This is a genomic window from Acetobacterium carbinolicum (assembly GCF_047456275.1).
Taxonomy (GTDB): Bacteria; Bacillota; Clostridia; order Eubacteriales; family Eubacteriaceae; genus Acetobacterium; species Acetobacterium carbinolicum.
In genome coordinates this window covers 1,707,079-1,732,126 of record NZ_CP173357.1, presented here as the reverse complement: position 1 = coordinate 1,732,126, position 25,048 = coordinate 1,707,079, and the positions used below count along the sequence as shown (strand labels likewise).

The window sequence follows — 25,048 nt, the reverse complement described above, 5'->3', positions numbered from 1 at the left end:
ATATCACCCCTTCTTTTTATTTTAAGAATATTGAAGCATCGCCGGCTTTTTCGGTAAACATACCGTATTGGTCGAGAATCTCCATTTTTTGCAGCCATTTTTCAAATTCAGGTACTCGTTTCATTCCCGATAATTCCAACAGTGTTTGCCAGTCGTGATTTCCCAATAATTGATAGTTAAGCATGATGTCGTCACCCATTGGTGCGGTTACAAAGGCTGGCATCCCAGCGTGAGCCAGTAATAATGCAAGGTTTTCGGAATCATTTTGACTGGCCGGCATATGGTTGGTGTAACAGACATCTACACCCATTGGGAATAGTGATAACGTTCCCATAAAATGCTCTTCCAGACCGGCTCGTAATTGTTGAACGGAGTCATAAATATATTCCGGTCCGATGAATCCGACTACCGACATAACATAAAAAGGATCATAGCGTTTGGCATAACCATAGGTGCGGGCTTCCAGGGTAAGCATATCAACTCCCAGATGGGCGTCGCAGGATAGTTCTGAACCTTCCCCGGTTTCGAAGTACATGATGTTTTTCCCACCGGAAATACATTCGCGTTTTCCCAGATCATAAGCATCATCAAGCATGGTGGTGGTTACACCAAATGATTCGTTGGCCTTTTGGGTTCCGGCAATGGATTGAAAAATCATATCTAACGGTGCGCCTTTACGAAGGGCGGCCATCTGCGTTGTAATATGAGCAAGTACACAGTTTTGGGTCGGTATTTCCCATTTCATTCGGAAATCATATAGTTTCTGAAGTAGGAAAGTTGTTGATTCCACGGTATCCTGAACCGGATTCAAGCCAAGCATCGCATCCCCTACACCATAGGCAAGCGCTTCATAGAGTTCTGCAAAAATGCCGTCAATATCATCGGTCTGATGATTCGGTAAGGCACGATTTGCGGCAATACCACGTTGTCCGATGGTGGTGACACAGGTAGCAACATTATCGATTTTTTTCGCGGCATAAATCAGATCCATATTTGACATGATTTTTGTAACGGCGGCAACCATTTCTGCTGTCAATCCGGTTGCAATTCTTTGAATAATCGGACCGGTTGAAGTGTACAACATCATAAAGTCCCGAAGATTTCCGACGGTCCAGTTTTTAATTTCTTTATACACGGCTTCATTAACCTGATCCTGAATGACTCGGGTAACATCATCAAGTTCATAGGGAACTGCCGGATTATTGCGAATATCAGATAACAACATATCTGCCAGCACTATTTTTGCTGCTGCTCTTTCTTCAGTTGAAGTTGCAGCTAAACCTGCCAGCTGATCCCCGGATTTCTGTTCACTTGCTTTCGCCTGGACTTCATTAACATTTTTGAATTGGTAGGTTCTTCCAAACAATACGGTTTTTAATTTCATACTTTCACTCCTTATTTTTTGGATTATCATACATATGACAATCAATACTTTGTTTAGCTTTTAGTTAACTAATCAAAGTGCCGGTTATTGTTTCCACTAACCGCTACTTTGATTAGTTCAACCTTTGACTAAACTGTCGCGACTAATTTGAATAATCGGATTAGTCACATCCGCCAATTTGCTCATCCTGCAAAAGAGGCCTTGATGTCTTTGGAAATTCCTGTGTCCCCTATTTAAAAATCAATGTTTTTACAACAACCGGTAATACCATCCCGCCGGCAATGGGATTGCCAATATCGATGTAATCTCCGTCGCTGACGGTCACAGCGTCAATGCAGATCACGTGATGATCATTATTCAACAGCCGCTTAATCGTCTGTCCCAGCACTTTTGCAATGTCTTTTTCGGAAACGACGATAATCGGATAATTATGCCTGATCAACGCCTCCAAACCGTTGATCAATTGTTCGGCACAGGCTACTATGTCCTTGAAAGAAGGTGAATTGATGCCTTCAAAAGCAATCGCAACCATCTGAAATTCATCTTCCAGTTTAAACCATTCAATGCGTTTTGCTACCTCATCTGCTATTTCACTGATACTGTTTTTATCCGTAAATGGTATTTTCACAATCGGAATGTTTTTAATGGGTAAGGCTGACTTATCGTATGTTACCGTACTGCCGCTGATATCGGTAGTATGTGACCCCGCTCCGACAACGGTAGCGCGAATGGTTTCTTCGGCATTCATCACCTTTAATTTGGTGAATAAATCCGAACGACGGATTTCTCGTCCCAAAATTATTCCCATATCCTGGTATTTAAAAACATCCTCTTTTTCATCGTAGTGGTAGACGATGTCTGCGACGCCGCCGGAAAATGTTAAATAGTTGATGGGGTTCTTGATTACCATATCTTCAATCGTGAGCATCATATCGTAGTAGTGATCCTGGGGCGTAATTCCGACAACGGTTTCAAGCTGATGAACCATTATTTTCGCTAATTTTGTCAAGCTGTTTTCGTTGGCAGTCTGACCCAATGCAATATCGAGTTTTTCGTTTTTAATGATTTTTTTTATTTTTTCATTGATGTAGATTATCTTTCCCTGCTTATCCATCTTGACTAAACGACCGCCAATATCCAGACACCCGGTGCTGACTGTCTCCCCGTGATCAAAAACAACCACATTCGAGGTTCCTCCGCCGATATCAATGTTTGCGACGACGTTGTTGTGTTCTTTGGAAATCTTGTCTGAACCTGCGCCTTTACCAGAAATGATGCTTTCTAAAACCGGTCCTGCCGTTGCTACCACAAAGTCTCCGGCATAACCGCTCAGTTTGTGTAACACTTCACTGGCATTCGCCCGTCTGGCGGTTTCTCCGGTAATAATAACCGCGCCGATATCGATATCCTTTTTCGCAATTCCGGCCCTGGCAAACTCGCTGTCGATGATTTTCATGACTTCATTCATATCAATGCGATCATTCGATGTCAAAGGCGTGAAATAAATTTCACTGCGGTACACGATCCGCTTGCCAATAATTTCTATCCGGGCGATATTGAAACTTGATGCCATGTTTTCCAGCAGAATTTTTGTAAAAACCAACTGTGTGGTTGAAGTACCGATATCTATTCCGACACTGAGAATTTCCTGTCTTTTAAAGTTTTCCATGTATTTCTCCCTCTTGATCCAGTATGATTTTCCATGTCGCTAACATTGAAAAAAAAGACGCAGCTTAAATTATAAACATCAATTAGTTGATATTTATCCCTTAAGCTGCGTCGCTTTTTTACATTACGTCTTTGCAATGCAATGTTTATTTTTTTGTCAAATTTTGCTATTCGATTTCTTAAACAGTCTGAGTAAAAAAAGTAGCTTAAAATTTGAATACCTGCTTTAGATATTCAAACTTTAAGCTACGTCGCCTAAAATAATTGCTTCATCGCAATTTATAATATTAATTTATAATTTGAAGGCAAATGAAGTTGTGGTACCTTCATCTCCGGTTTCAATAATTAATTTGCCCAGCAGTTTTTCATAAACATAAGCCTTAACGATGTTGAGACCCAGACCACTTCTTTTTTTCTCTCCAGATTTGTAACCGATTCCGTTATCCTTTACTTCAATCATCTTGATTTTTCCATCACTTGCAGTTGTCACTTCGATGTGACCGACACCCCCATTGGGAAATGCGTACTTCAGCGAGTTTTGAATCAGTTCGTTTACAATCAAAGCAATAACTGTCGATTTTTCACTGTCAACAAAAAAGTCAGCACCTTTAACCGATATTTCAATTTCTTTATTAGCTGTTGCGACGAATGATATCATGTTTTGTTTTATTTTGTCAAGCATTTCTTGAACCGAAACCAGATTATTTGACTTTTTTTCTAAAAGTTCGTGGGTGACCGCAATACTCATGATCCGGTTGATGCTGTCACTTAAGATGGTTTTTACCTCTGGATCCTTAGCATTTCGACTTTGCAACCGCAGTAAAGAAGCCACCGTTTGCAGATTGTTTTTAATGCGGTGATGAATTTCATGTGAACTCACCAAATAACTGTTCACTTCTTTTTCATATTTTCTCATTTCTGTAATATCATCAATAAACACAATCACATCAACCGTCTTTTTCATCCGGATAATGATGTGAATGCGATAAAATTTATCGCCGATTGCCACCTTTCCGTCATAACTTTTTTCAATAATGATACGGTTGTCATCATTATTGCTAAAGGTCCCTTCGATATTCGATAGAACATCGTCAAAATTCTTTGTTGTGTAGTTCAGGTTATCAAAATGTTGATTTTCAATGGATTTAAACCCCAGTTCCTGATACATCTTAACTGCCCGTTGATTAAAATATTTTAAATGACCGGTTTCGTCGAATATTAAAATACCCTCGCGCAATTGCAAGGCTTCATTTTCATTGCTTTTACCGAAAATCGAACTCCATAGCTCCTCGATTTTTTCGTTTTCCGGGGATCGCTGTAATGGCGCCCCTGGCACCACGGTCAATCTTAAATCCAGTATTTTCTCAAGTATTAATGTGGCCACGACATTATTATTGTGCATGATCGGCACAACTGTTTGTTTTGTCCATATCTTCTTTTTGTTACGGTCAAAACTCATACCAATGATATCTTTTGTGGTTACTCCCAGATCAAATGAACGAAATACTGCCGGTTCATTCTCACGGTAAATAATATCGCCTAAATACGAGTCAACATATATTGATTTCTTTTTTTTATATGATTCAGCAACCACTACCGCCAGATCTTTATCGTGTACCTTTATATCAATAAACGACTCCCCGTCAAATCCTTCGTTAAAATATGGTAGAATTTTAGCCACGTCAATTATCGCTTCGATTTCATCATTGTTTAACAGCGTAAACTCTTTACATTGTTTTATAATAAATTCGCGGTCGCATTTATACTTCATTTCTTTTCGCCTTTTTGTGCCTGTAACAGTATCGTTTCGCTGATAACCCGGAGTGAGTAGCCTTTTTCCATACTCAGTGATCTGAGTTTTTTATAGGCGCTGTCCTCATCGAGGCCTCCGGATTGCATTAAAAATCCTTTTGCCTTCTCAATCATTTTGCGATCTTCCAGTCTTTTGGTAATGTCATTTAATTTTTGCTCATTTTTTTCGGACTCAAGTGATTTTGCATAGGCGATTTTTATTGTCGGCAGCAAACTCTTCTCATCGATTGGTTTGACAACATAACCAAATACGCCGCTTTTTTTAGCGCCCTCAATAAATATATCGTCGGAATATGCGGTCAGAAAAACGACGCACTTACACAGTTTATCTCTGCGAATTATCTTGGCAGCACTGACGCCATCTAAATTAGGCATATTAATATCCATCAGCACCATATCCGGATGATAGCTTGTGCATAAATTGATGGCATCAAAACCATCCTTCCCTTCACCCAGAACTTCAAATCCGGCATCTTCAAGTATACACCGAATATCCATCCGGGTTACCGGTTCATCTTCGACAACGATAATTCTCATAACTAACCTCAACTCCACTCAAGAAATTTTCTTAACTCTGCGATCTTCTTATTTTTCAATGATGAAATTTTAAATATTTCATTAACCCCCGATAACCTTAGTGAATCTTCTGCATAACTGAAATCCTTTTCATCCAGCATCAGATCGATCTTGGTCACAATCCCAATGATTGGTTTAGTAAACATCCTTGCAAAACCCGGCGGAAACACATTGGACCGGCTTTTACAGTCCATTACCAGGGCCACCACATCTGCTTCCACAGATGTCACCTGCAACGCTGAATAGTAACCACGATTTTCCAGGTATTCTCCGGGTGTATCGATGACATTTTTATGAAATTCAATAGCCTGGGTTTTGTCATAATCGATATCGAAAGACCCCATTCGTTGATACAAAGTTGTCTTACCGCTTCCTGATGGCCCGATAAACATAACTTTTTTCATTGGCTCAACCTCAAGATCGTGTCACTGTTGGGATTGACATGCCCTGTAACAGAGACAATGTCTGAAGAACGCTTTCGACAGATGCTTCCACCGAACCGACATCGCCTTCAATCACCAGGGAACCATTAAAGCGATCGACATAGCCGATGGTAACATCACCTGATTTTACCGCAACATCCGCTGCGATGATGGCCGCCTCACTGGGTGTAATGGTCAGGATTCCAATCGAATTATGGTTCTCTTCCAGTCCTAATTTTTTATAGATGCTATTATCGGGATTTACAATAATATGCGCTAACGTAACCTGTTTTCCCGGAACGTATTCCTGGATCACTCTTTGGACATTCTCATTCATTCTTGAACTCTCCTATGTTAGTTAAAGCGCTGATTATTTTATAATGATATTAAATAACTATTTAATTGTCAACACTTTAACTATAATTTCTATTCATTTCTTAATTTTTATTTCTCTTTAGTTGGCTTCTTGTAGTAAAATCATCGCCACATCTTCATGCGGTCTTGCAATAACATGTACCGAGATCAGCATGCCGACTCTTGAGGCTGCGGCTGCCCCGGCATCCGTTGCAGCTTTCACCGCACCCACATCGCCTCTGACCATTACGGTGACCAAACCACTGCCGATTTGCTCTTTTCCGATTAATCTGACATTTGCCGCTTTAACCATGGCGTCAGCAGCCTCAATCGCGCCTACCAAACCTTTTGTTTCAATCATTCCCAATGCATCTGTTGTACTCATTTTTTCCTCCTGAATATTTTCTTATTTTTCAGAGTATTGACTCTTATTTCAATGAGAACCATTGACCCCGGATGCAACACATTTGTAACGACTGCACCTCTTCGTCATGATGTATCTGACCAGATACAATAACTTTCATTTGAAATCTTTGCTGATAACCTTAATTCGATTGCTTATCTTCGCACAGATCCTGCCAATTAGCGGGATATGCTGCAAAGAAAAATTTACAATGATCCGGTGAACTGAATGTAACAGCCGTTTCCTTTGGAATGAAGATAACATCGCCGGCATGGCCGGTGAACTTTTTCCCGTCATATGTTATCTCCAATGTTCCTTCTACGATGTAATCCAACTCATCATAACCTAAATACCAGTCAAAAGCGGACTCTTCAATTCTCAAAAAACCGGTTGCCATGTTTGGACATTCTTCGATGGTCAGTATTTCTTTAAAGGTAACCTTATCATCTGGATTTCCGGTATTGAAATTTTCAAAAACCACACTGTTGCCCCGGATCAGTCTGATTCTGTCAGGCTCAGTGGCCTTTTTTAATTGTTGCTCATCTGTTGTCAGTGACGTCATTACTTCATTCACAATCTGTGCTATCAGTTCCTCAGAAATATTTAAATCCAAAACTCGATCCTTGATTATCTGTTCAATATTGTTATTCATTTTTATGTCCTTCTCTTTCTTTCATTTATAATAAAGTATTTTTGAAGTCCTTATGCGGCGATGGTATGACCGTATAATAGACGATATTCCCACTTTCTTTGATCACTGCAACCCCGGATTCTATGGAGGCATCGACCTCTGAAACATCTCCGGTCATGACCAAATAGGATTTACCGCCGATGCCGGAACCCAGCCTTAATTCAACCAGCTGCACGCCTGATGCTTTCACACAGGTGTCTGCTGCCACAATCAATGAGGCCATTGCCATACTTTCAATCACACCGATCGCGCCTATTTTCTCAACATTACTGGAACCGGTAATGGCCGGGAAAATTTGCTCATCGACGTTTGGAATCATCAAATCATCAATAATAAACTCGCCGCCTAAAAGCTTTGCTGCTTCTATTGAATTCTCCACTGAGCCGACGTCGCCATATATTAAGGTAATATATTTCCCCGGACAAGTTGCTGTTGAAAACATCAGCTGCACATTGGCAACTTTGAGCATATGATCTGCTACTTCAATGCCTTTTGCAATACTGTTAAGTTCGATAAAACCAATTGTATTTATCATATCCTATCCTCTCGTGCTTCAATTGTAATGGATTCATTGGAAACTTCTGTAATCATTCCTGAAATACTGGCATGAATACACGCACCCATTTTTCCGTTTTCTATTTCGCCAATAAGCATCCCTTCATCGACCATCATCTCTTTTTCCACCACTGGTTTAGCCAATGTTCCGATATGCTGTTTAAGGGGAATTACAACTTTTTTCACATTGTACGCAAAACTTTTTAATGGTGCACACCGATCATATTCTTTTAACCCAAGTCTTTCGATGAGTCGTTTAACCGGTATTTTCCGGTACTCTATCATTTCCGATATGGATTTTTGTTCTCCGCCTTTATCAATGCTTATCCCAGCCGCGATTAACTCCTTTTTAATCATAATATTGACTTTTCTCGGCGACAATCCGTTTGGACAGGCATATAATTCACAGGCTCCACACTCGGAACAGCCCAATGCTGTTTTCATGCCTAAAAAATCTGATAAACCATAGTTTGCAATGCGCATGACTAAATGGGGTTTGACATTATGACCAAGTAAATCCCGGGGACATAGGTCAGTACACTTTTGGCATTGTATGCAGGCAATCTTTGATTGTTTTAATACCTGCTCATTCCCTTTTGTTTTATTTTCAATCAATGAAGAATTCTGATCTAAGAGTATAATTGCCTTTGTGGTTTTCGTAATTGGCAATTCAAAATCGAAGATTATCTTTCCCATCATTGGACCGCCGTCAATACCAACTTTTCCAGTCAAGGTTTCTATTCCGCATAACGCCAAGGCTTCTTTATAACTCATACCAATTGGAAGGCAAAAGGTTGCGGGGGTTTTTACATCGCCGGTAATCGTTACATAAGTGGTCGTCACCGTTTTTCCCCTGGCAGCATTGTACACATTTAAAATCGTTTCCACATTACATACGATGCAGCCAACATTCAAAGGAATTCCACCTTTTGGTACCACTCTTTTCAAAACTTCATAGACGGTTATTTGTTCATCACCCGCCGGATAAAAATCTTCAAGCAGGAAAAGCTCAATATTTTCCGAATCCTTCAATTGTTCTTTTAAACAATCGATTACTTCTGTATGTTTCGCTTTAATTGCAACATAACCCTTTTTAGCCCCGGTTTCCTGGATAATACCGGTTAAACCTTCTAATATATCGTTGGTATGGTGAAGCAATAATTCCTGATCAACCCGTATCAAGGGTTCGCACTCTGCGGCATTAACGATTATATATTCGGCTTTTGCTGCCAATTTCACATATGTTGGAAAACCAGCACCTCCGGCCCCGACAACACCTGCTTCCATGATTCTGTTTGTAAATTCACTATTCATGCATATCCCCCTCATCTTCATTTTTTTCATCGATAATACCGATAATGATGCAGTCAACCGGTGCGTTTTCTAATCCTTCTGACCTTCTTGCCGCACTTCCATTCGTGAGTAATACCAGTTCGCCGATTCCGGCTCCGATTAAATCCGTAGCAACGATAATCTCACCATTTTCAGATTCTTTTTCGCGGTTCAATAGTTTCACTCTCAGGAGTTTTAATCCCCTTAACTCATCTTCTTTTCTTGTGCACCAGATACTGTCTATAACCCGTCCAATCTTCATTTACTGCGACACCCTCTCTTTAAACTCTTTAGCGATATTATTCAGGGCTTCCTTTACTGATGCAATATCACCCAGTACAGCAATCATGGTAAAATGCTGGGGACATATACCTTTTATCTCAACAACATCGACAGCTGCTGTTTTTTCAGCAATATCAGTTGCCACAAACATTTCCACGAGTTTTCCCTGTACTAATCCAACGGTATCAAATTTCTCACTCTCCAGGAAATCTTTTGAAAACAAACGACTTCTCATCATTTTAATCACCCCGTCAGAAGGCGATTTAATTATTTCAATATCCATATTTTTTACATCCTTTAGCCGGCACACAATTCATGGCAATACCAATTGGCGTTACAAAATGCGGGTTTTTCGGTTTGTATGTTTTAATGTTTAGATCCTTTTCGATGACCTTTTCAATATTTAAAAGACAGCTTGTTCCCCCTACCAGATATATTCCATCAATACTATATTCATTAATATGCTTTTTGATAATTGAAGCTATTTTCTGGGCCACCGGTCTTAGCAATCCGGAAATTTCTTCTTGTTTATCCGGATCCTGTTTTACAATTTCTGCTTCATCAAATGAAATTTTATAAGCTCCAGCAATCACTAATGTGCATTGCGTTCCTCCGGTTGCCTCATCAGCAACTGCTACAATTTTTCCTTCTTCTATAATAGCCAGGCCGGTTGTTCCGCCGCCGATATCCACAACAACACCATTCTTGATACCAAGAACGGCATTGGCTGCAGTCGGTTCATCAACAACATTGATCACATCAAACCCTGCTCCTTCGACAACATTTTTAATATACTTTGTATCGTTAATTGTTGTACCCGGAGGTATTGCCACCGCTGCATCTTTTAATTCACAGCCGATTTTATCTTCAATTTCTATTTTCAATTGTTTAACAATTTTTAATGCTCCCATATAATCAACAAGCAAACCATCTTTAACCACTTGCGCAAATCGATACGCACCAGCAATTGGGTTCTTATTCTCATCCAATACACAGATGACAATATAAGCGGTTCCGAGATCAACCCCTATCATCAATCGCTCTTTATTTTTAGGTGTGATTGAATGGCTAAGTATATTTATAAAATCGAATGTAATCTTGTCTGATTCTTTAAATAAATCCATTTCCTTTCGCCCTCATTTCTTATCCACAAGACTCATCCTAACTTTTTCAAAGTCTTGAAAAACTATTTATTGCACATTTTATGTTTCATTTTCGTATGTTTTGCAACCCTTTACAATAAAAAACAAAAAACTTCCATGTCATTACCCCTTTTACTGGATAATCACATGGAAGCTTCGTCGCTTTTATACAAATACTCCGTTGCATTTGTACTATTAAATTGTAAATTCATTATCTCAAATTTATTTAATAATGTCAACCTGCTTTATTTTTAATTAACTATTTTTCCATCTCACTTTAACCTGTGTGCAATTATTACTTCAATGGAAACCGCGTAAACTGCAGTTCAGCTGTGGTAAAACACGAGGTAATTCAGGCTGTTTTTAATTCTTCGTAGATTTCTTCGGCACGTTTATAATTATATGTTTCGCAATCAAAAATATCTTGTTTAAACTCAAGTGCCATAAAATAACCATCAGGTACATCAAATGATATTTTGATATCTTTGTTTTCCAATAAACTTCTCATTTCATTCTCCTCTTGAATTCATATTTTGTAACTTTTACAATAAAAAGCAAAAACTTCCATATCATTACCCTTTTACTGGCTAATCATATGGAAGCTCCGTCGCTTTTATACAAATACTTCGTTGCATTTGTACTATTAAATTATTGATTTATTATCTCAAATAAATTTAATAATGTCAACCTGCTTTATTTAATTTATTTTAAAATTATAAACCACCCTGGCTTTATTGGTTTCTGCTGCATTTTTTAGCTTTAGCAAATATTTTATCTAATTGCTCTTGTGCATGATTTTTTGTTTCCCATCCAAATGATACCCGATAAGGCGATTCCATCTAATGTCGTTTTAGCGATAGCGTCTTCAGCGCCGAAAGATAAGAATATTTTCCACTAGAAATTAACGATAAAACGAAAATACAATAAATCCTGGATTCCCGAAATTTATAACGATGGCGGATCAACCCCCAGGGCCTCATAAAGATCCTTTTGCTTTTCAGTGATTTCACTAAGTACTCGACCATGCAAGGATGCACTTTTCTATTTGCAAAAAGACTTTTTCTTTCAAATCGAACTGAAAAAGAGCGCGCACCTCAATTTCACAACTTTCTTTTTCATAGATCGGATAATTCAAATTATAAATGAACCGTTCTGTTTTCATTAGCATCACCTCATGGTTTATTTGATGTTTCCGATTCCGTATTTTGTCCCCACTTCCACCACTTTCGTCAAGTTAAGTGTGCTTGGCAGCGAAAAGAAATTCACCGCCCTAAACTACCACCCCCAGAATCTTAAGTTGGGCATTGATTTCTTTTTCCAACGCCGCAATTTCCTCATTGTCCTGGGCCAGCAAGCGATTGACTGCATCGAGATCACAGGGATCCATCCCCCAAACGGTTCTGGAGCAGGCGATCCTGTTGCGCCGGGAAGTTCAGCGGCGGTCTGGCCCGACTAGTCGACAAGTTTTGTACCCAATGCCTGATTTTCGGTGACCAGCAGGAAAAACGTTTGATTGATGATCACATGGTGAAACTGATCATTCAATCCGAGTTGTCCTAGAATGGCCGAGTGAAACATTGTTGAGTATTGCCGATGAGGTATCGCTTTAAAGGATTCCATCTAAAAAATAAACTGAGCAAGAGCAATCTGCTAAGTTCTTTCTCCGTTAAAACACTGTCGATTATTTTTGACACCATGTCCAACAATTTGGGGACAACATATGCCATCAGTTTCTGGACAGAATAGGTTAGTAGCAACAAACAGCCTCGCAAATCTGGATTACAGTAATCAAGAAAACAATGTTCGGTTGATGATAATCAAGTCAGTATAGCTTACAACTATACCAACAATGACGGTAAAACGGCCTTTGCTAAGTGTTCGTCTAATTCTTTTTTAGTGGAGGCAATCCGTACCAGTTCAAGGTGCCAATTAAATTAGAAATTATCGGCATCTAAAAAAGTGGTTTTCTGAAAGAATAAAGCAACTTTGACTTTTTTTTCAATAACTTCTACCATTTTTTCTTACTAGGTATATTAAATTTTAATATAATTCTGGTTTACGATAAGAAAAGTAATCGATCTTTTTATTGAAATCATTTTCTTGAGATACTGTATAAACTAAAAATGAATTGTTTTTCAAATTTTCTTTCACACAAATGCCATTACCATTAACAATTTGAATGCCCCCATAATAATTCGAACAAATCATACAAAAATTACATTCATAAGCTCTTGCTAACATATACTTTGACCAATTCTTTGCTCTTTTTTGTGAATCATAGGGTGTTTTAAAAGGAGCAATAATAATTTCCGCTCCTTGTTCCTTCTGCATGATACTCATATCCATAATATGTGTATCCAAGCAAATCTGAATTCCAAAGGTATACTCTTTGAATTTAAAAACATCAATTTTATTCCCTGCAGAAAATATTTTTCGTTCATTTTTTCCTAGATGAACCTTACAGTAAAGATAGTCTACTCCATTTGGAAGCGCTACCCTTTGTCCAATATAATATTGTTCTTCTTTTTTTATAATTAATCCATAACTAACGGCTGTATTATAGATTTTTGCTAATTCTTTTATCTCATTCGTATACCTTATCAGCTTTTCTTCTTTTTCTATCGTATTAATCATACTCATTTTGCTACATAAAAACAATTCACTAAAACACACTAAATCTAAGGTTGGATTTTTTTTTATTGCATTGGCTATAATCTCATAATTATAGCCAAGATCTTCTTCCGATGGAATAAGCGATGATACCCCTATTTTAAGATCTTTTTTCATTAAACAACTTACACCCCATAAATTTTGTTTTGTAATTCTTTTAATCCATCTAAATATCTTAAGGTTGCACTTGAAATAAGTTTTTCATCAATAATATATAATTCGCCCTCTATAACTGCTTTAATTTGAGAAAATCCTGGTCTTGCCTCAATTGTTTCAACTGATATCAACTTGTTCATTGTTCCTTCTTGTGCAATATAGACATCAATTTCATTACTCTTTGATAATAAATTTTCTTCGCCAAATTCAACAACTGTTGCACTACCATCACTTTCGATATCTTGCGCAATGTTATTTAACCCAATTATAGTTAAGGCTTTTCCAGCAAAGGAATCTTGCGTTACCGTTTTAAATTTATCACCAATACTTTCAAAATAAGCTGTTTTTCTAGGATCAATTCCTTCTCCTTTTTTTTGTATTTCATCAATTTGAGAATGGAAGTTCTCTAATAACGCTTCTCCTTCCGCATCTTTTCCAACAATCATTGCTAATCGCGTTATATAATTATCAAAATCATCGAACTTGCTACAATATAAATTAATAACAGGTATCCCTGCATCTTCAATCGCTTTTACATAATCTGGATAACGTTCAACAATCATTGTTCGTGCGATTACAACATCTGGATCAGCTGCAATTAACAATTCCGGATCATCTTTATAACTAAATTGCTCTTTTTCTAAAACTGCTTCAGGATAATTATCGCTGGTTCCTACCCCGATAATTTCACTATCTAGACCCATTGAAAAAAGATTTTCAGTATGTGCTGAATAAAGTGATACAACTTTTTTTGCTGGCTCACTCAAAGAAATTTCTACACCACTATCATCAATAAATCTTATTTCTGAATCCCCTGTTGTTTGAACCGCTTCTGTCGTTGAACACCCTGTCAACCCCATTAGTCCTGTTAATAACACACAAAATAATGCCACTATTGCTTTAAATCGTTTCATTTTCTTCTCCCCTTTTTTTACTATTCTAAGACCAAAGAATGATTAAAAAAATCACCTTTGACTTTAAAAACATCGTATAATGTTTGACTGGTTAATACCTCTTCACTTTTACCACAATCATAAATTCCATCATGGTTTAATATAATTAATTCATCACAATATTTTCGTGCTAAGGATAAATCATGAATAACCATGATCACTAATTTACCTTTCTCAACTTCCGAACGCAATTGTTTGAAAAATCTCACCTTATAAAAAATATCAGCATTTGATAATCCTTCATCCACTAAAATCGCATTACTTTCTTGGGCTAATACTTTGGTAAAAAACGCACGTTGTACTTCACCACCACTTAATTGTGTTAACGGTTTATCGCAATACTCACTTAAATCATTTTCTTTAATCCGTGTATTAATAATTATGTCATTATCTTCACGACTCATACTATCATGAGCATAGCGGCCCATTGACACCAATTCTTTTAGAGTATACGGAAACTTTACAATTGTACTTTGTCTCATATATGATAATTCTTTCGCCATTTCTTTTTGAGAATAATCACCTAGTTGTTTTCCCTTGAGTAGCACTTCCCCAGAATTCATTGGAATATCTCTTGAAATAACATTAAGTAACGTCGATTTCCCAACCCCGTTTGGTCCAATAATCCCATATAAAATATTAGGATGAAACTCAATACTGATATCATTTAGGATTTTCTTTTTACCATAACTCACATAAATATTTTTCATATTTATCATCCTGCTTACCTCTTTTTCATAATAAAAATATAAATAAAAAACGGCCCTCCAACCATGGTCGTTAATACCCCAACTGGTATTTCATGTTGCAAAACAGTTCGGGTTATAGTATCAGCTAATAATAAAAACAAGGCCCCTAAAAGGGCACTCATTGGCAATACTTTACGATTATCTGCGCCAACAAAAATACGACATAAATGTGGTACAACCAAACCAACAAATCCAATAATGCCACACAATGATACTGCAAATGCGGTTAATGTGACAGCTGTCAATAATAATAAACGATATACAAAATCATAAGCAATTCCAACGGATTTGGCCTCTTCTCTTCCTAATGTAAGAATATTTAATTCTTCCATATACCGGGATGCTATAAAATATCCAATCGCAGTAATAACCGCAACAACACATACTTTTTCAATAGGTTTTGATGCTAAATTTCCCATCAACCAATAGACCATTTCAACAACATCTTCATCTGCTAAACTCTTTAATAAGCTAATTCCTGCTGAAAAAATGCTTCCAATAATAATTCCAGCTAAGATTACATTAGCCGAATCCAAGGTGCCTTTTACTCGTGATAACCACATCACAATTGCAATTACAACATAACTAAAGACAATTGCCAAAATCTGAATTGGCAGTGCCACCCCAAAGGCAATATTAACGTAAATTGCCAAACATGCTCCAAAGGCGGCTCCTGATGAAATTCCTAAGGTATAGGAATCTGCTAAAGGATTTTGGAGTAAGCCTTGTAAAATTACACCACTTGACCCTAATGCGCTTCCCACAAATATCGCCGCCAACACTCTGGGAAAACGAATTTTATAAAAAATCGTTTTCCCAATCTCAGAATCTATTTCCGTTAGATTCACTTTACCAACATTTATTGCAAATAGCCCAAGTCCAATCAGTCCAATTATAAGAATCAAATTAATCCATTTACTTTTCATAAAATATTTCCTGCCATTATTCACATTCCTGCTTTTTTATTTATTATTAATGTCAAAAATAGCTTTATTTTTAAACGATTAACAACCTTTATAGATATTTATCAAAAAAACTCTTAGTTTCTACTAAAAACTAAGAGTTTATATGTTATACAATAAAATCATCTCCATTACTTGTAGAGTACTTGTGATACAATAATAGGCAGATATTCTGACTCAAGCATTCCCATTTTTTCACCTTCCCAGTTTCCCAGTGGTTTATTGAAAAAACTAAACTTTTACAGCGGCAAGACCGTGTAGGATTTTCACCTAACTTCCCCTTTTATTAATCGTTCAGAAACGATTATCCTATTACAATTATTTAATTACTCTTATAATAACATAATTGTAAAGTATTATCAACATATGTCAATAACATTATTTTTTAATTTTAACTTTCTTTCAAAAAATACAAAAGCCACCTCATCACAAGGCGGCCTTAATTGTATTAATATTTGAGTTTTTATTTGGTGGAGGCGAGGGGAGTCGAACCCCTGTCCGAAAATCCATTCACAGGAGCTTCTCCGAGTGCAGTCATTGTTTATTTTCTCATTCCCCTCTTTCTCCAATGACATAGAAAAAGAGGAACCAGCCTCTTGATCGTTAATGGTGCGAGACACTACCAAAAACGGTTCCCTGCTTCAATGAACGCCTTAAGCCAAAACCACAGGTTGAGATGGGAGGCGTGCAGCATTAATTATGCTGCGAAGTCTTAGTATTAAACTTTAGAGCGTATTACGCTGCTAAAGCTAACCCGTAACTTTTTTCTGTTTTTGCGTTTATATTTATGCGCCATTTTTAACGATGATTGGCAACATCGACTCGCTACTCAAGCTTCAAAACCCCCGTCGAAACCAGTACGCCCCCAAATAATTAACTAGCCATTATGCCGCATACTTTTTTGAATCCGTCGGTCAGAATCCCGCTCGGCAATGGCGTGTCGCTTGTCATAAAGCTTCTTGCCTTTGGCCAAAGCCAGTTCCATTTTAACCCGACCATCTTTAAAGTAAAGCGTCAGTGGCACCAGAGTGTAGCCTTCCCGTTGCTTCAGCCCAACCAGTTTTCTAATCTGCTGTTTATGCATCAGGAGCTTACGAATGCGCAAAGGATCTTTATTATAAATATTCCCCTGCTCATAAGGATCAATATGCATCTGATAAACGAAAATCTCGCCATTATAGATATCGGCAAAACTTTCCTTCAGGCTGACTTTTCCGCCCCGGATGGATTTCACTTCCGTCCCGGCCAAAACCAGACCCACCTCATAGGTATCTTCAATGGCAAAATCATGACGTGCTTTTCTATTTTTGGCCACAATTTTAATATTTTCTCCCATGTGCAACTCCTCTGTTCTTAGCTAGTTTTTTATTATAGCATAGTTTTCTTAATTATTCAACAGGTTCAAAATCGATTTGTTTGGAACTCACGTCGGCCTTTGCCACTTTTATTCTGATTTCCTGGCCTAGTCTGAATATTTTTCCCCGATGCTCTCCAATATGCTGATGGAGTTCAGGGTCATAGTTGTAGAAATCATCTTTTAGATCCTGGAGCCGGACTAACCCTTCGATGGTATTTTCCAGTTCAACAAAAAAACCAAAGGAGGTAACGCCACTGATTCGACCGGTAAATTCTTCCTCCAGGTGCCGCGTCATATATTCGGTCATCTTGAGCTTGGTAATTTCCCGTTCAATGTTTTCGGAGCGACGCTCTGTTTCCGAGGCTTGTTTAGCAACAGATTCAATGTTCGCTTCCAGATAATCCAGGGACTTTTTGTTAATTTTACCGGCAATTGCCTTCGCTAAATAGCGATGGACAAACAAATCCGGGTAGCGCCTTATCGGTGAAGTAAAGTGAGTATAGAAGCTTGCTCCCAGGGCATAATGGCCCAGATTGTGTCCCTCATAAACAGCCTGTTGCATGGTTCGGAGCATCAGCAAGGTGATGACCCGCTCTTCATTTTTACCGGCAATATTGGTAACCAGTTGCTGGAAATCGTGGCCCGATGGGACCTGATCATCGTTTTTTCCCAGTTTAAACCCATATCGATTGATAAAGGTTCGAAAAGCTGCCAGTTTTTCCGGATGCGGCTCGGGATGGTTTCTAAAAATAAAAGGGGCATCCAGTTTGGATACATGTTCAGCAATGGTTTCATTACAGACCAGCATAAACTCTTCAATAATACGATGCGATATTAGTCGTTCATCAATGATGACCTCCTCCGGAAAACCGAGTTTATCCAATATAATCTTGGCTTCAGGAAAGTCAAAATTGATGGCGCCCCGATTTAGCCGGCGTTTCACACGCAGAATTTCGTGGAGTTCCTCCATTAAGACCAGATCCGATCGAAACGGTTTTAGATCAGCCGCCTTATCGATTCGATCTTCCAGTAAGGCATCGACTTTTTTATAAGTCATCCGGGCTTTGGAACAGATTACTGATTTAAAAATATCATAATCCACCACCTGACCGTTTTTGTCGATTTCCATTTCACAACTGAAGGTTAGCCGGTCCTTGTTTGGCACCAGACTACAGACGTCATTAGAAAGTTTAAAAGGCAACATCGGGACCACCCGATCGACCACATAGACGCTGGTACCACGATCCAATGCAGATTTATCAATCTCACTGCCCTGTCGGACATAATGGCTGACATCGGCAATATGAACGCTTAGTACAAAGTTACCATTTTTCTTTTTCCGGATCGATACCGCGTCATCATAGTCCTTGGCATCATCACCATCAATGGTAAAGATCTGCTCGTCCCGGAGATCTTTTCGCTTTTTTAGTTCTTCAGAGCCAATCCGGTCATTTATCTGATTCGTTTCCCGCTCCACATCCGTTGTAAAATCCATGGGGATATCATATCCTTTCAATACAGAAAGAATGTCAATACCCGGTTCATCTTCATTTCCCAAAATTTCCAGGATTTCTCCTTCCGGATTTTTTCCCACATCCGACCACGAGACAATCTGGGCAACCACCTTATCACCGTTAATCGCCTTCTTACCCCGGCGTTCGGGAATAAAAATGTCCTTACAAAGGCGATCATTATCCGGTACTACAAAACCGAAGCCCTTGCCCTTTTCATAACGTCCAATAATTTTTTTATGACCCCGGTCAATGATTTCCACCACTTCCCCTTCTGGTCTTTTATCCCCCGGTTTGGAGGTAAGTCGCACCCAGACCGTGTCCATATCCAGAGCACCATGGAGATACTTTTCAGGAATAAACACATCTTCAGAAAAAATAGTATAGTCAGGAATAACAAAACCAAAACCACGCTGATTGCCGCGAAGGACTCCTACAATTTTGGGGCAATCATCGGTTTTCTGATAGCACCCGTTACTATCTTTTTCAACTTTAGCTTTTATTTCAAGCTCTTTCAGGACATGAGACAGCATCTGTCGATCCTTCTTTTTTGAAAGACCGATAAAGTCCGACAATTGATCAAAGGTCATATTCCGATATTTTTTGTCATTCATTAAACGTCTAACAATCCGTTTTAATTCTTTGGTTTTCATATTTTCTCCGATCACCTTAAATTTTTTTTCGCAATTGATCAATCACAATCATGACTTCCATAGGGCTCATTTCGTCGATTTTCATTTCTCTGATTACCCCCAGGGCCGCTTCTTCTTCCGCAGTCATGCCCTTGGTCACATCAAAAAAGTTTAGTTGGGCACCTTTTCCACCCTCTAAAACAGTAGGTTCTTTCACCAGCAGCTCCTGCCGGTAGGTATCTTCCCCCGATTCCAGGTGACCCAGAATTTCCTGGGCCCGCCTGGTTACCCCCACCGGAAAACCGGCCAGCTTGGCCACCTCAATACCATAGCTCTGGTCGGCTGGTCCAGGGATTATTTTTCGTAAGAAGATCACCCCATCCGGGGTATCCTTGAGCCGGATGCTGAAATTTTTAATCCCGGGCTTTAGGGTCTCCAGTTCAGTGAGTTCATGATAATGAGTGGCAAACAGGGTTTTAGCCCCAATGCTGTCCTGGTTATGGAGATATTCCACCACCGCCCAAGCAATGCTGATGCCATCAAAGGTGGAGGTACCCCGGCCGATTTCATCCAGAATCACCAGACTGCGACTGGTGGCATTTTTCAAAATATTGGCCACCTCAGTCATTTCTACCATAAAGGTACTCTGACCGCTGGCCAGATCATCACTGGCGCCGACCCGAGTGAAAATCCGGTCGACCACCCCAATAGCGGCGGCATCCGCCGGGACAAAGGAGCCAATCTGGGCCATCAGGGTAATGATCGCCACCTGGCGGATAAAGGTGGACTTCCCGGCCATATTCGGCCCGGTGATGATCAGCATCCGCTGATCATCCTGATTGAGGGTGCAATCATTGCCGATAAAAAAATTGGTCCCAATCATATCCTCCACCACTGGATGTCGACCGTTTTGGATCAGCAGGGTGTTGTCTTCAGTAATTTCCGGGCAAACGTAGCGATTCTGCAAAGCCACGGTGGCTAGCGAATAAATAGCGTCCAACTCCGCTACTTCTCTAGCTTTCTGTTGAATTCTGGGGATCTCTGCAAGCAGACCGTCCCGGATTTCCGAAAACACTTGGGTTTCACAGCGGAGTAAGCCCTCCTGGGCACCGAGAATTTTGTTTTCCATCTCTTTTAGCTCCGGGGTAAAGTACCGCTCGGCATTAGCCAGGGTCTGTTTGCGAATATAGTCTTCCGGCACCTGATCAAAATTACTTTTGGTTACCTCAATAAAATACCCAAAAATCCGATTATATTTCACCTTCAGATTTTTAATTCCGGTGCGCTCCCGTTCCCGACATTCCAGATCGCGAATCCAGTCCTGACCCTTTTCAGCAGCTTCCCGAAATTCGTCAATTTCCTGATGATAACCAGTTTTGATCACATGACCATCCTTAAGAACCAGCGGGGCCTGGTCATCGATGGCTTTTTCAATGTGCTCCCAGACATCATTGAGCAAGTCATTCGTGTCAAACAGACTGCGCAATTGCTGTGAGCCCAACAGCTCCACAAAATCGCGAATCAGAGGCAGCGCCCCCAGTGATTGTTTAAGTGCCAATAGATCCCGTGGGTTGATGGTCCCAAAGGATAGCTTGCCGCAGAGCCGTTCCAGATCATAAACCTTGGTCATCATGCTTTTAAAGGCAGGCAAATGGGCTGCATTATTGTAAAAAGCCGACACGCCACCCTGTCGGGCAAGAATACTGTCACGATTTAAAAGCGGCGCTTCGACCCAGCGCCGCAGGGTTCGCCCCCCCATGGCAGTGACGGTTTTATCCAGCACCCCTAACAGGCTACCTTTTTTTTCCAGAGTTCTAAGCGTCTGGGTCAGCTCCAAATTGCGCCGAGTGGATAAATCCAGCACCATATAATCCTTACTGTTGTAATAACGAATGGTTTTAATATGAGTCAGGGCCCGTTTCTGGGTTTCATCCAGATAGAGCAACAAGGCCCCGGCAGCGGCGATGGCATGATCCCGGCGTTCCAGATCCAGGGCACCGAGGGCAAAGACCTCAAACTGATCGATAATCCGTGTACTGCCGTTTTTGACCGAAAAGTATTTTTCCGGATAAAGACTGGCCAGAATCCCAAAACTGTTTTCGATCATCGCCAGTGCTTGGGAATCTTTAAACAAAGCCGGATTAAGAATCACCTCGGCCGGTAATAATCGACCGATTTCGTCGGACAGCTGAGACAGCCATTGTTCCCGGGTTTTAGCCTCGATCTGGGTAACATAAAAATCCCCGGTCGAGACATCCAGACTGGCCAGTCCCAGGGTATTGTTTTCCAGAAAGAGAGCCATCAGATAATTGTTTTTCTTTGATTCCAGTAATTTTCCTTCGGAAATGGTACCCGGAGAAATGACCCGAATAATTTCCCGACGGACGATCCCTTTGGCTTCCTTGGGGTCTTCCATCTGCTCGCAGATAGCGACCTTGTAGCCTTTTTCCACCAGCCGGGTAATATAATTCTGGGCGGCATGATGGGGTACCCCACACATCGGAGCCCGTTCTTCCAGCCCGCAATCCCGACCAGTAAGAGCTATTTCTAACTCCCGGGAAGCTGTTAGAGCATCGTCAAAAAACATTTCATAAAAGTCGCCCATACGAAAGAAAAGGAGGGCATCAGGAACCTCCTCATGAATTTGCAGGTATTGGGTCATCATCGGTGTGAGCTGCGCCATCAGTGTCCTCCTGTGTCGTTTTTTTGCCATCGAGACTAAAGGTTTTGGCAGCAGTGATCTTGACCATTACCTGCTTGCCGATATCTGCTGGATCACCGGGAAAATTGACCAGTTTGCCAGTCCGGGTTCGGCCGGTCATCCGCTCGGGGTTGTTGCGGCTAGGTTCTTCGACCAGCACTTCCACCACCTGATCAAGATAGGTCTGATTGATATCGTGACTGATCTGATGAAGCACTTCCAAACAGCGGTTGATTCGGTCATGTTTAACCGCATCGGCAATCTGGTTTCCCATCGTAGCCGCCGGAGTACCGGTGCGAATCGAATATAAAAAGGTAAAAGCCGAATCAAATTGACAAAGCTCAATGACTTTGAGAGTTTCCAAAAAGTCCGCTTCGGTTTCACCGGGAAAGCCGACAATCAGATCGGTCGTAATCGCTACGCCGGGGATTTTTTCCCGTACTGCCTTAACCCGATTTAGTATATCGGCCTGACTATATTTGCGGTTCATCGCCTTTAAGATTCGAGTGCTGCCGGATTGGATCGGCAGATGAATATAATTGCAGACCTTATCGCTGGCGGCAATGGCATCAATAACCGCGTCAGTAAGATCTTTGGGATGAGAAGTCATAAAGCGAATTCGCTTGAGGTTTTCAATGGTATTGAGTTGCCTAAGCAGACTGGCGAAATTTACCGCTTCTCCAAGATCATTGCCATAAGAATTGACATTTTGTCCTAACAAGGTTACCTCAACACAACCGTCGGCCACCAGAGCTTTAACCTCATCAAAAATTTTATCGGGCTTGCGGCTTACTTCCCGGCCCCGGGTGTAAGGCACAATACAATAGGTGCAGAAATTGTTGCAGCCGTTCATGATCGTCACAAAACCCTTAAAGGGATATTTACGGTCGACCGGCAGATCTTCCACAATGGTGTCTGAATCATCCCAGACTTCTACTAGCCGTTTACCGTTGACCATGTAGTTATTAAGTAACTCCGGAAACTGGTGGAGATTATGGGTACCGAAAACCAGATCTACCTGGGGATACTTGGTGACTATCTGATTAACGATTTCCGGCTGCTGCATCATACAACCACAGACGGCCAGAATTAAATCCGGATTGGTTTTTTTGACGGTTTTATAGGCGCCGATATTGCCAAAGACCCGTTCATCGGCGTTCTCCCGAATCGAACAGGTATTAAGGATTACCAGGCCAGCTTTATTGACATCCATTTCTTCCATGTAGCCTAGAGCTTTTAACATCCCGGATATTTTTTCCGAGTCGTTTTCATTCATCTGGCATCCGAAGGTAAAAATGCGAAAAGTACGGGAGGGGTTGTTTATGATTCGTTTTGCAGGTTTTTTTTTGCTCATGCTATTTTGTTTCTCCTAAGATCTGACTAAATTAATAATTATTACTGTTTAAATTTCCATGGCACTGTTTAGACATCTAATTCATCCTCATTGGGAACATAGTGATTATGATCAATGGTAACAACGGCATGATAAGTCGGATTTATTTTGTAAATTTCATTGGAGATCATCAAGATCAATTCTTCATCGCTCCACTCAACATCAAAGGGTACCACTACGTCAAAAATAAGATTCGAGTGATCAAATCCCCAAACCACCCGAAAATCGTGGATGTGAATGTCTGGTAAAAGTGTTTCAATGGTCTGTTCCACCTGTTCTTTTAACGCATTAGTTCTTTCATCGGTGATCACTACCGGATCTAGATGAATAATCAGATTGATGTCCATATCCTTTAGAACGTCCCGCTCAATTTTATCAATCACACTGTGGCTAATCAGACAGTCCAATTCTGCCGGTACCTCGCAATGAACCGAGGCATAGGTTTTACTTTCGCCGTAGCTATGGATAATCAAATCATGCAGCCCAATGATATGCTCATAGCTAAGAATCTTTTTGTAGATCTGATCCACCAGTTCATTGGATGGGGCCGTTCCCAGTAGCGGGCTGATGGTTTCTTTAATCAGATTGATGCCGCTGATAATAATAAACACGGCCACCACCAACCCCATATAGCCATCCAAATCAAAGCCGGTTAAGTAAGTGACAATGGTCGCTACCAAGACGGCGGAGGTCGCCATAATATCATTGCGACTATCAATTGCAGTGGCCATCAGGGTCAGTGAATTAATGGTTTTCCCGATTTTTCGATAAAACAAACATTGCCAGACCTTGATTAAAATCGCCACGATCAAAACGACCACGCTAATGATATTAAATTGAGGGAGTTCCGGATGGATAATTTTATCAAACGAGCTCTGAATCAGCTGAAGCCCTAAAAAAAGAATAATAAACGAAACTACCAGACCGGAAATATACTCCATTCGCTGGTGACCAAAAGGATGGTCGGCATCCGCCGGTTTGCCGGACAGTTTAAATCCCAGCAAGGTTACCAGTGAAGATCCGGAATCTGACAAATTGTTGACTGCATCAGCGGTGATCGAAATGCTGTTAAACAGCAGGCCCACTGCTATTTTAATGATGAACAGGAGTAGATTTGACCCAATGCCCATGATGCTAGCCAATTTGCCGTAATTTTCCCGGACCCTGGAATTGCTGGTATTTTCAAAGTTTTTTATCAGTTTTCGTATTAATATGTTTGTCACAAGCCATTACCTTTCTGGTTTAGTTTATTTCCATCCGGTCACCGGAACCATCAAAATTTACTTAATTAACTATTTAATCATTATAACCTAAAATCATCAAATCACAAACCAAAGCGAAAA

23 protein-coding genes, 1 other RNA gene and 1 riboswitch are annotated in these 25,048 nt (G+C 40.1%); all 24 genes read right to left on the bottom strand.

Annotated features, from left to right (window positions below; all coding sequences use genetic code 11):
- Positions 1-16: 16 nt before the first annotated feature.
- The 24 genes from eutB to ACIZ62_RS07875 all read right to left on the bottom strand — a co-directional run bounded on the left by eutB (position 17) and on the right by ACIZ62_RS07875 (position 24,928).
- Entirely contained in the window at positions 17-1,384 is a 1,368-nt protein-coding gene (gene eutB / locus ACIZ62_RS07990; RefSeq protein ID WP_111887093.1) for an ethanolamine ammonia-lyase subunit EutB, read from the bottom strand.
- A gap of 229 nt (positions 1,385-1,613) precedes the next feature.
- Entirely contained in the window at positions 1,614-3,053 is a 1,440-nt protein-coding gene (gene eutA / locus ACIZ62_RS07985; RefSeq protein WP_414151651.1) for an ethanolamine ammonia-lyase reactivating factor EutA, read from the bottom strand.
- 291 nt (positions 3,054-3,344) lie between these two features.
- Positions 3,345-4,823, bottom strand: a complete 1,479-nt coding sequence (locus tag ACIZ62_RS07980; protein WP_111887094.1) for a histidine kinase N-terminal domain-containing protein — start codon at positions 4,821-4,823, stop codon at positions 3,345-3,347.
- Entirely contained in the window at positions 4,820-5,401 is a 582-nt protein-coding gene (locus tag ACIZ62_RS07975; protein ID WP_111887095.1) for an ANTAR domain-containing response regulator, read from the bottom strand. The genes ACIZ62_RS07980 and ACIZ62_RS07975 overlap by 4 nt, the downstream gene beginning before the upstream one ends.
- A gap of 8 nt (positions 5,402-5,409) precedes the next feature.
- The gene (locus ACIZ62_RS07970) at positions 5,410-5,844 is read right to left on the bottom strand and encodes a EutP/PduV family microcompartment system protein (RefSeq protein WP_111887096.1); all 435 of its coding nucleotides are present in this window, start codon (positions 5,842-5,844) and stop codon (positions 5,410-5,412) included.
- A gap of 10 nt (positions 5,845-5,854) precedes the next feature.
- Complete coding sequence (locus tag ACIZ62_RS07965; RefSeq protein ID WP_111887097.1) at positions 5,855-6,199, bottom strand: BMC domain-containing protein; 345 nt, start codon at positions 6,197-6,199, stop codon at positions 5,855-5,857.
- Positions 6,200-6,316: 117 nt separating this feature from the next.
- The gene (locus tag ACIZ62_RS07960; protein ID WP_111887098.1) at positions 6,317-6,601 is read right to left on the bottom strand and encodes a BMC domain-containing protein; all 285 of its coding nucleotides are present in this window, start codon (positions 6,599-6,601) and stop codon (positions 6,317-6,319) included.
- 160 nt (positions 6,602-6,761) lie between these two features.
- Entirely contained in the window at positions 6,762-7,271 is a 510-nt protein-coding gene (locus ACIZ62_RS07955; protein WP_111887099.1) for a cupin domain-containing protein, read from the bottom strand.
- Positions 7,272-7,296: 25 nt separating this feature from the next.
- Positions 7,297-7,845: a BMC domain-containing protein gene (locus ACIZ62_RS07950; RefSeq protein WP_111887100.1), complete on the bottom strand. Its 549-nt coding sequence runs from the start codon at positions 7,843-7,845 to the stop codon at positions 7,297-7,299.
- On the bottom strand, positions 7,842-9,179 hold the full coding sequence (locus ACIZ62_RS07945) for a 4Fe-4S dicluster domain-containing protein (RefSeq protein ID WP_111887101.1): 1,338 nt from the start codon (positions 9,177-9,179) through the stop codon (positions 7,842-7,844). The genes ACIZ62_RS07950 and ACIZ62_RS07945 overlap by 4 nt, the downstream gene beginning before the upstream one ends.
- Positions 9,172-9,459, bottom strand: a complete 288-nt coding sequence (locus ACIZ62_RS07940; protein ID WP_322519776.1) for a EutN/CcmL family microcompartment protein — start codon at positions 9,457-9,459, stop codon at positions 9,172-9,174. Before ACIZ62_RS07940 ends, ACIZ62_RS07945 begins: the two co-directional genes overlap by 8 nt.
- The gene (locus tag ACIZ62_RS07935; RefSeq protein ID WP_322519777.1) at positions 9,460-9,762 is read right to left on the bottom strand and encodes a BMC domain-containing protein; all 303 of its coding nucleotides are present in this window, start codon (positions 9,760-9,762) and stop codon (positions 9,460-9,462) included.
- Positions 9,752-10,603, bottom strand: coding sequence for an ethanolamine utilization protein EutJ (gene eutJ / locus ACIZ62_RS07930; RefSeq protein ID WP_322519778.1), 852 nt, complete (start codon positions 10,601-10,603; stop codon positions 9,752-9,754). The genes ACIZ62_RS07935 and eutJ overlap by 11 nt, the downstream gene beginning before the upstream one ends.
- A 370-nt stretch (positions 10,604-10,973) precedes the next feature.
- A complete protein-coding gene (locus ACIZ62_RS07925) occupies positions 10,974-11,129 on the bottom strand; it encodes a hypothetical protein (RefSeq protein ID WP_162624405.1) in 156 nt (51 codons plus the stop codon).
- Between the two features lie 1,532 nt (positions 11,130-12,661).
- Complete coding sequence (locus tag ACIZ62_RS07920; RefSeq protein WP_111887105.1) at positions 12,662-13,408, bottom strand: nitrilase-related carbon-nitrogen hydrolase; 747 nt, start codon at positions 13,406-13,408, stop codon at positions 12,662-12,664.
- A gap of 8 nt (positions 13,409-13,416) precedes the next feature.
- Positions 13,417-14,361 carry an ABC transporter substrate-binding protein gene (locus ACIZ62_RS07915; RefSeq protein ID WP_111887106.1) on the bottom strand — a complete coding sequence of 315 codons (945 nt, stop codon included), beginning with the start codon at positions 14,359-14,361 and terminating at the stop codon, positions 13,417-13,419.
- A gap of 20 nt (positions 14,362-14,381) precedes the next feature.
- Positions 14,382-15,110 (bottom strand): ABC transporter ATP-binding protein, encoded by a 729-nt coding sequence (locus ACIZ62_RS07910; RefSeq protein ID WP_162624406.1) that lies wholly within the window; start codon positions 15,108-15,110, stop codon positions 14,382-14,384.
- 14 nt (positions 15,111-15,124) lie between these two features.
- Positions 15,125-16,075: a FecCD family ABC transporter permease gene (locus tag ACIZ62_RS07905; protein ID WP_111887108.1), complete on the bottom strand. Its 951-nt coding sequence runs from the start codon at positions 16,073-16,075 to the stop codon at positions 15,125-15,127.
- A gap of 180 nt (positions 16,076-16,255) precedes the next feature.
- Positions 16,256-16,439, bottom strand: a riboswitch (cobalamin riboswitch).
- A 140-nt stretch (positions 16,440-16,579) separates the two neighbouring features.
- Positions 16,580-16,978: a transfer-messenger RNA gene (gene ssrA / locus ACIZ62_RS07900) on the bottom strand.
- Positions 16,979-16,988: 10 nt separating this feature from the next.
- A complete protein-coding gene (gene smpB, locus ACIZ62_RS07895) occupies positions 16,989-17,447 on the bottom strand; it encodes an SsrA-binding protein SmpB (RefSeq protein ID WP_111887223.1) in 459 nt (152 codons plus the stop codon).
- A gap of 52 nt (positions 17,448-17,499) precedes the next feature.
- Positions 17,500-19,632, bottom strand: a complete 2,133-nt coding sequence (gene rnr / locus ACIZ62_RS07890) for a ribonuclease R (protein ID WP_111889679.1) — start codon at positions 19,630-19,632, stop codon at positions 17,500-17,502.
- Between the two features lie 16 nt (positions 19,633-19,648).
- A complete protein-coding gene (gene mutS / locus ACIZ62_RS07885) occupies positions 19,649-22,294 on the bottom strand; it encodes a DNA mismatch repair protein MutS (RefSeq protein WP_111887224.1) in 2,646 nt (881 codons plus the stop codon).
- The gene (miaB, locus tag ACIZ62_RS07880) at positions 22,248-23,666 is read right to left on the bottom strand and encodes a tRNA (N6-isopentenyl adenosine(37)-C2)-methylthiotransferase MiaB (protein ID WP_322518722.1); all 1,419 of its coding nucleotides are present in this window, start codon (positions 23,664-23,666) and stop codon (positions 22,248-22,250) included. Before miaB ends, mutS begins: the two co-directional genes overlap by 47 nt.
- Before the next feature lie 68 nt (positions 23,667-23,734).
- A complete protein-coding gene (locus ACIZ62_RS07875) occupies positions 23,735-24,928 on the bottom strand; it encodes a cation diffusion facilitator family transporter (RefSeq protein ID WP_322518723.1) in 1,194 nt (397 codons plus the stop codon).
- Positions 24,929-25,048: the final 120 nt, after the last annotated feature.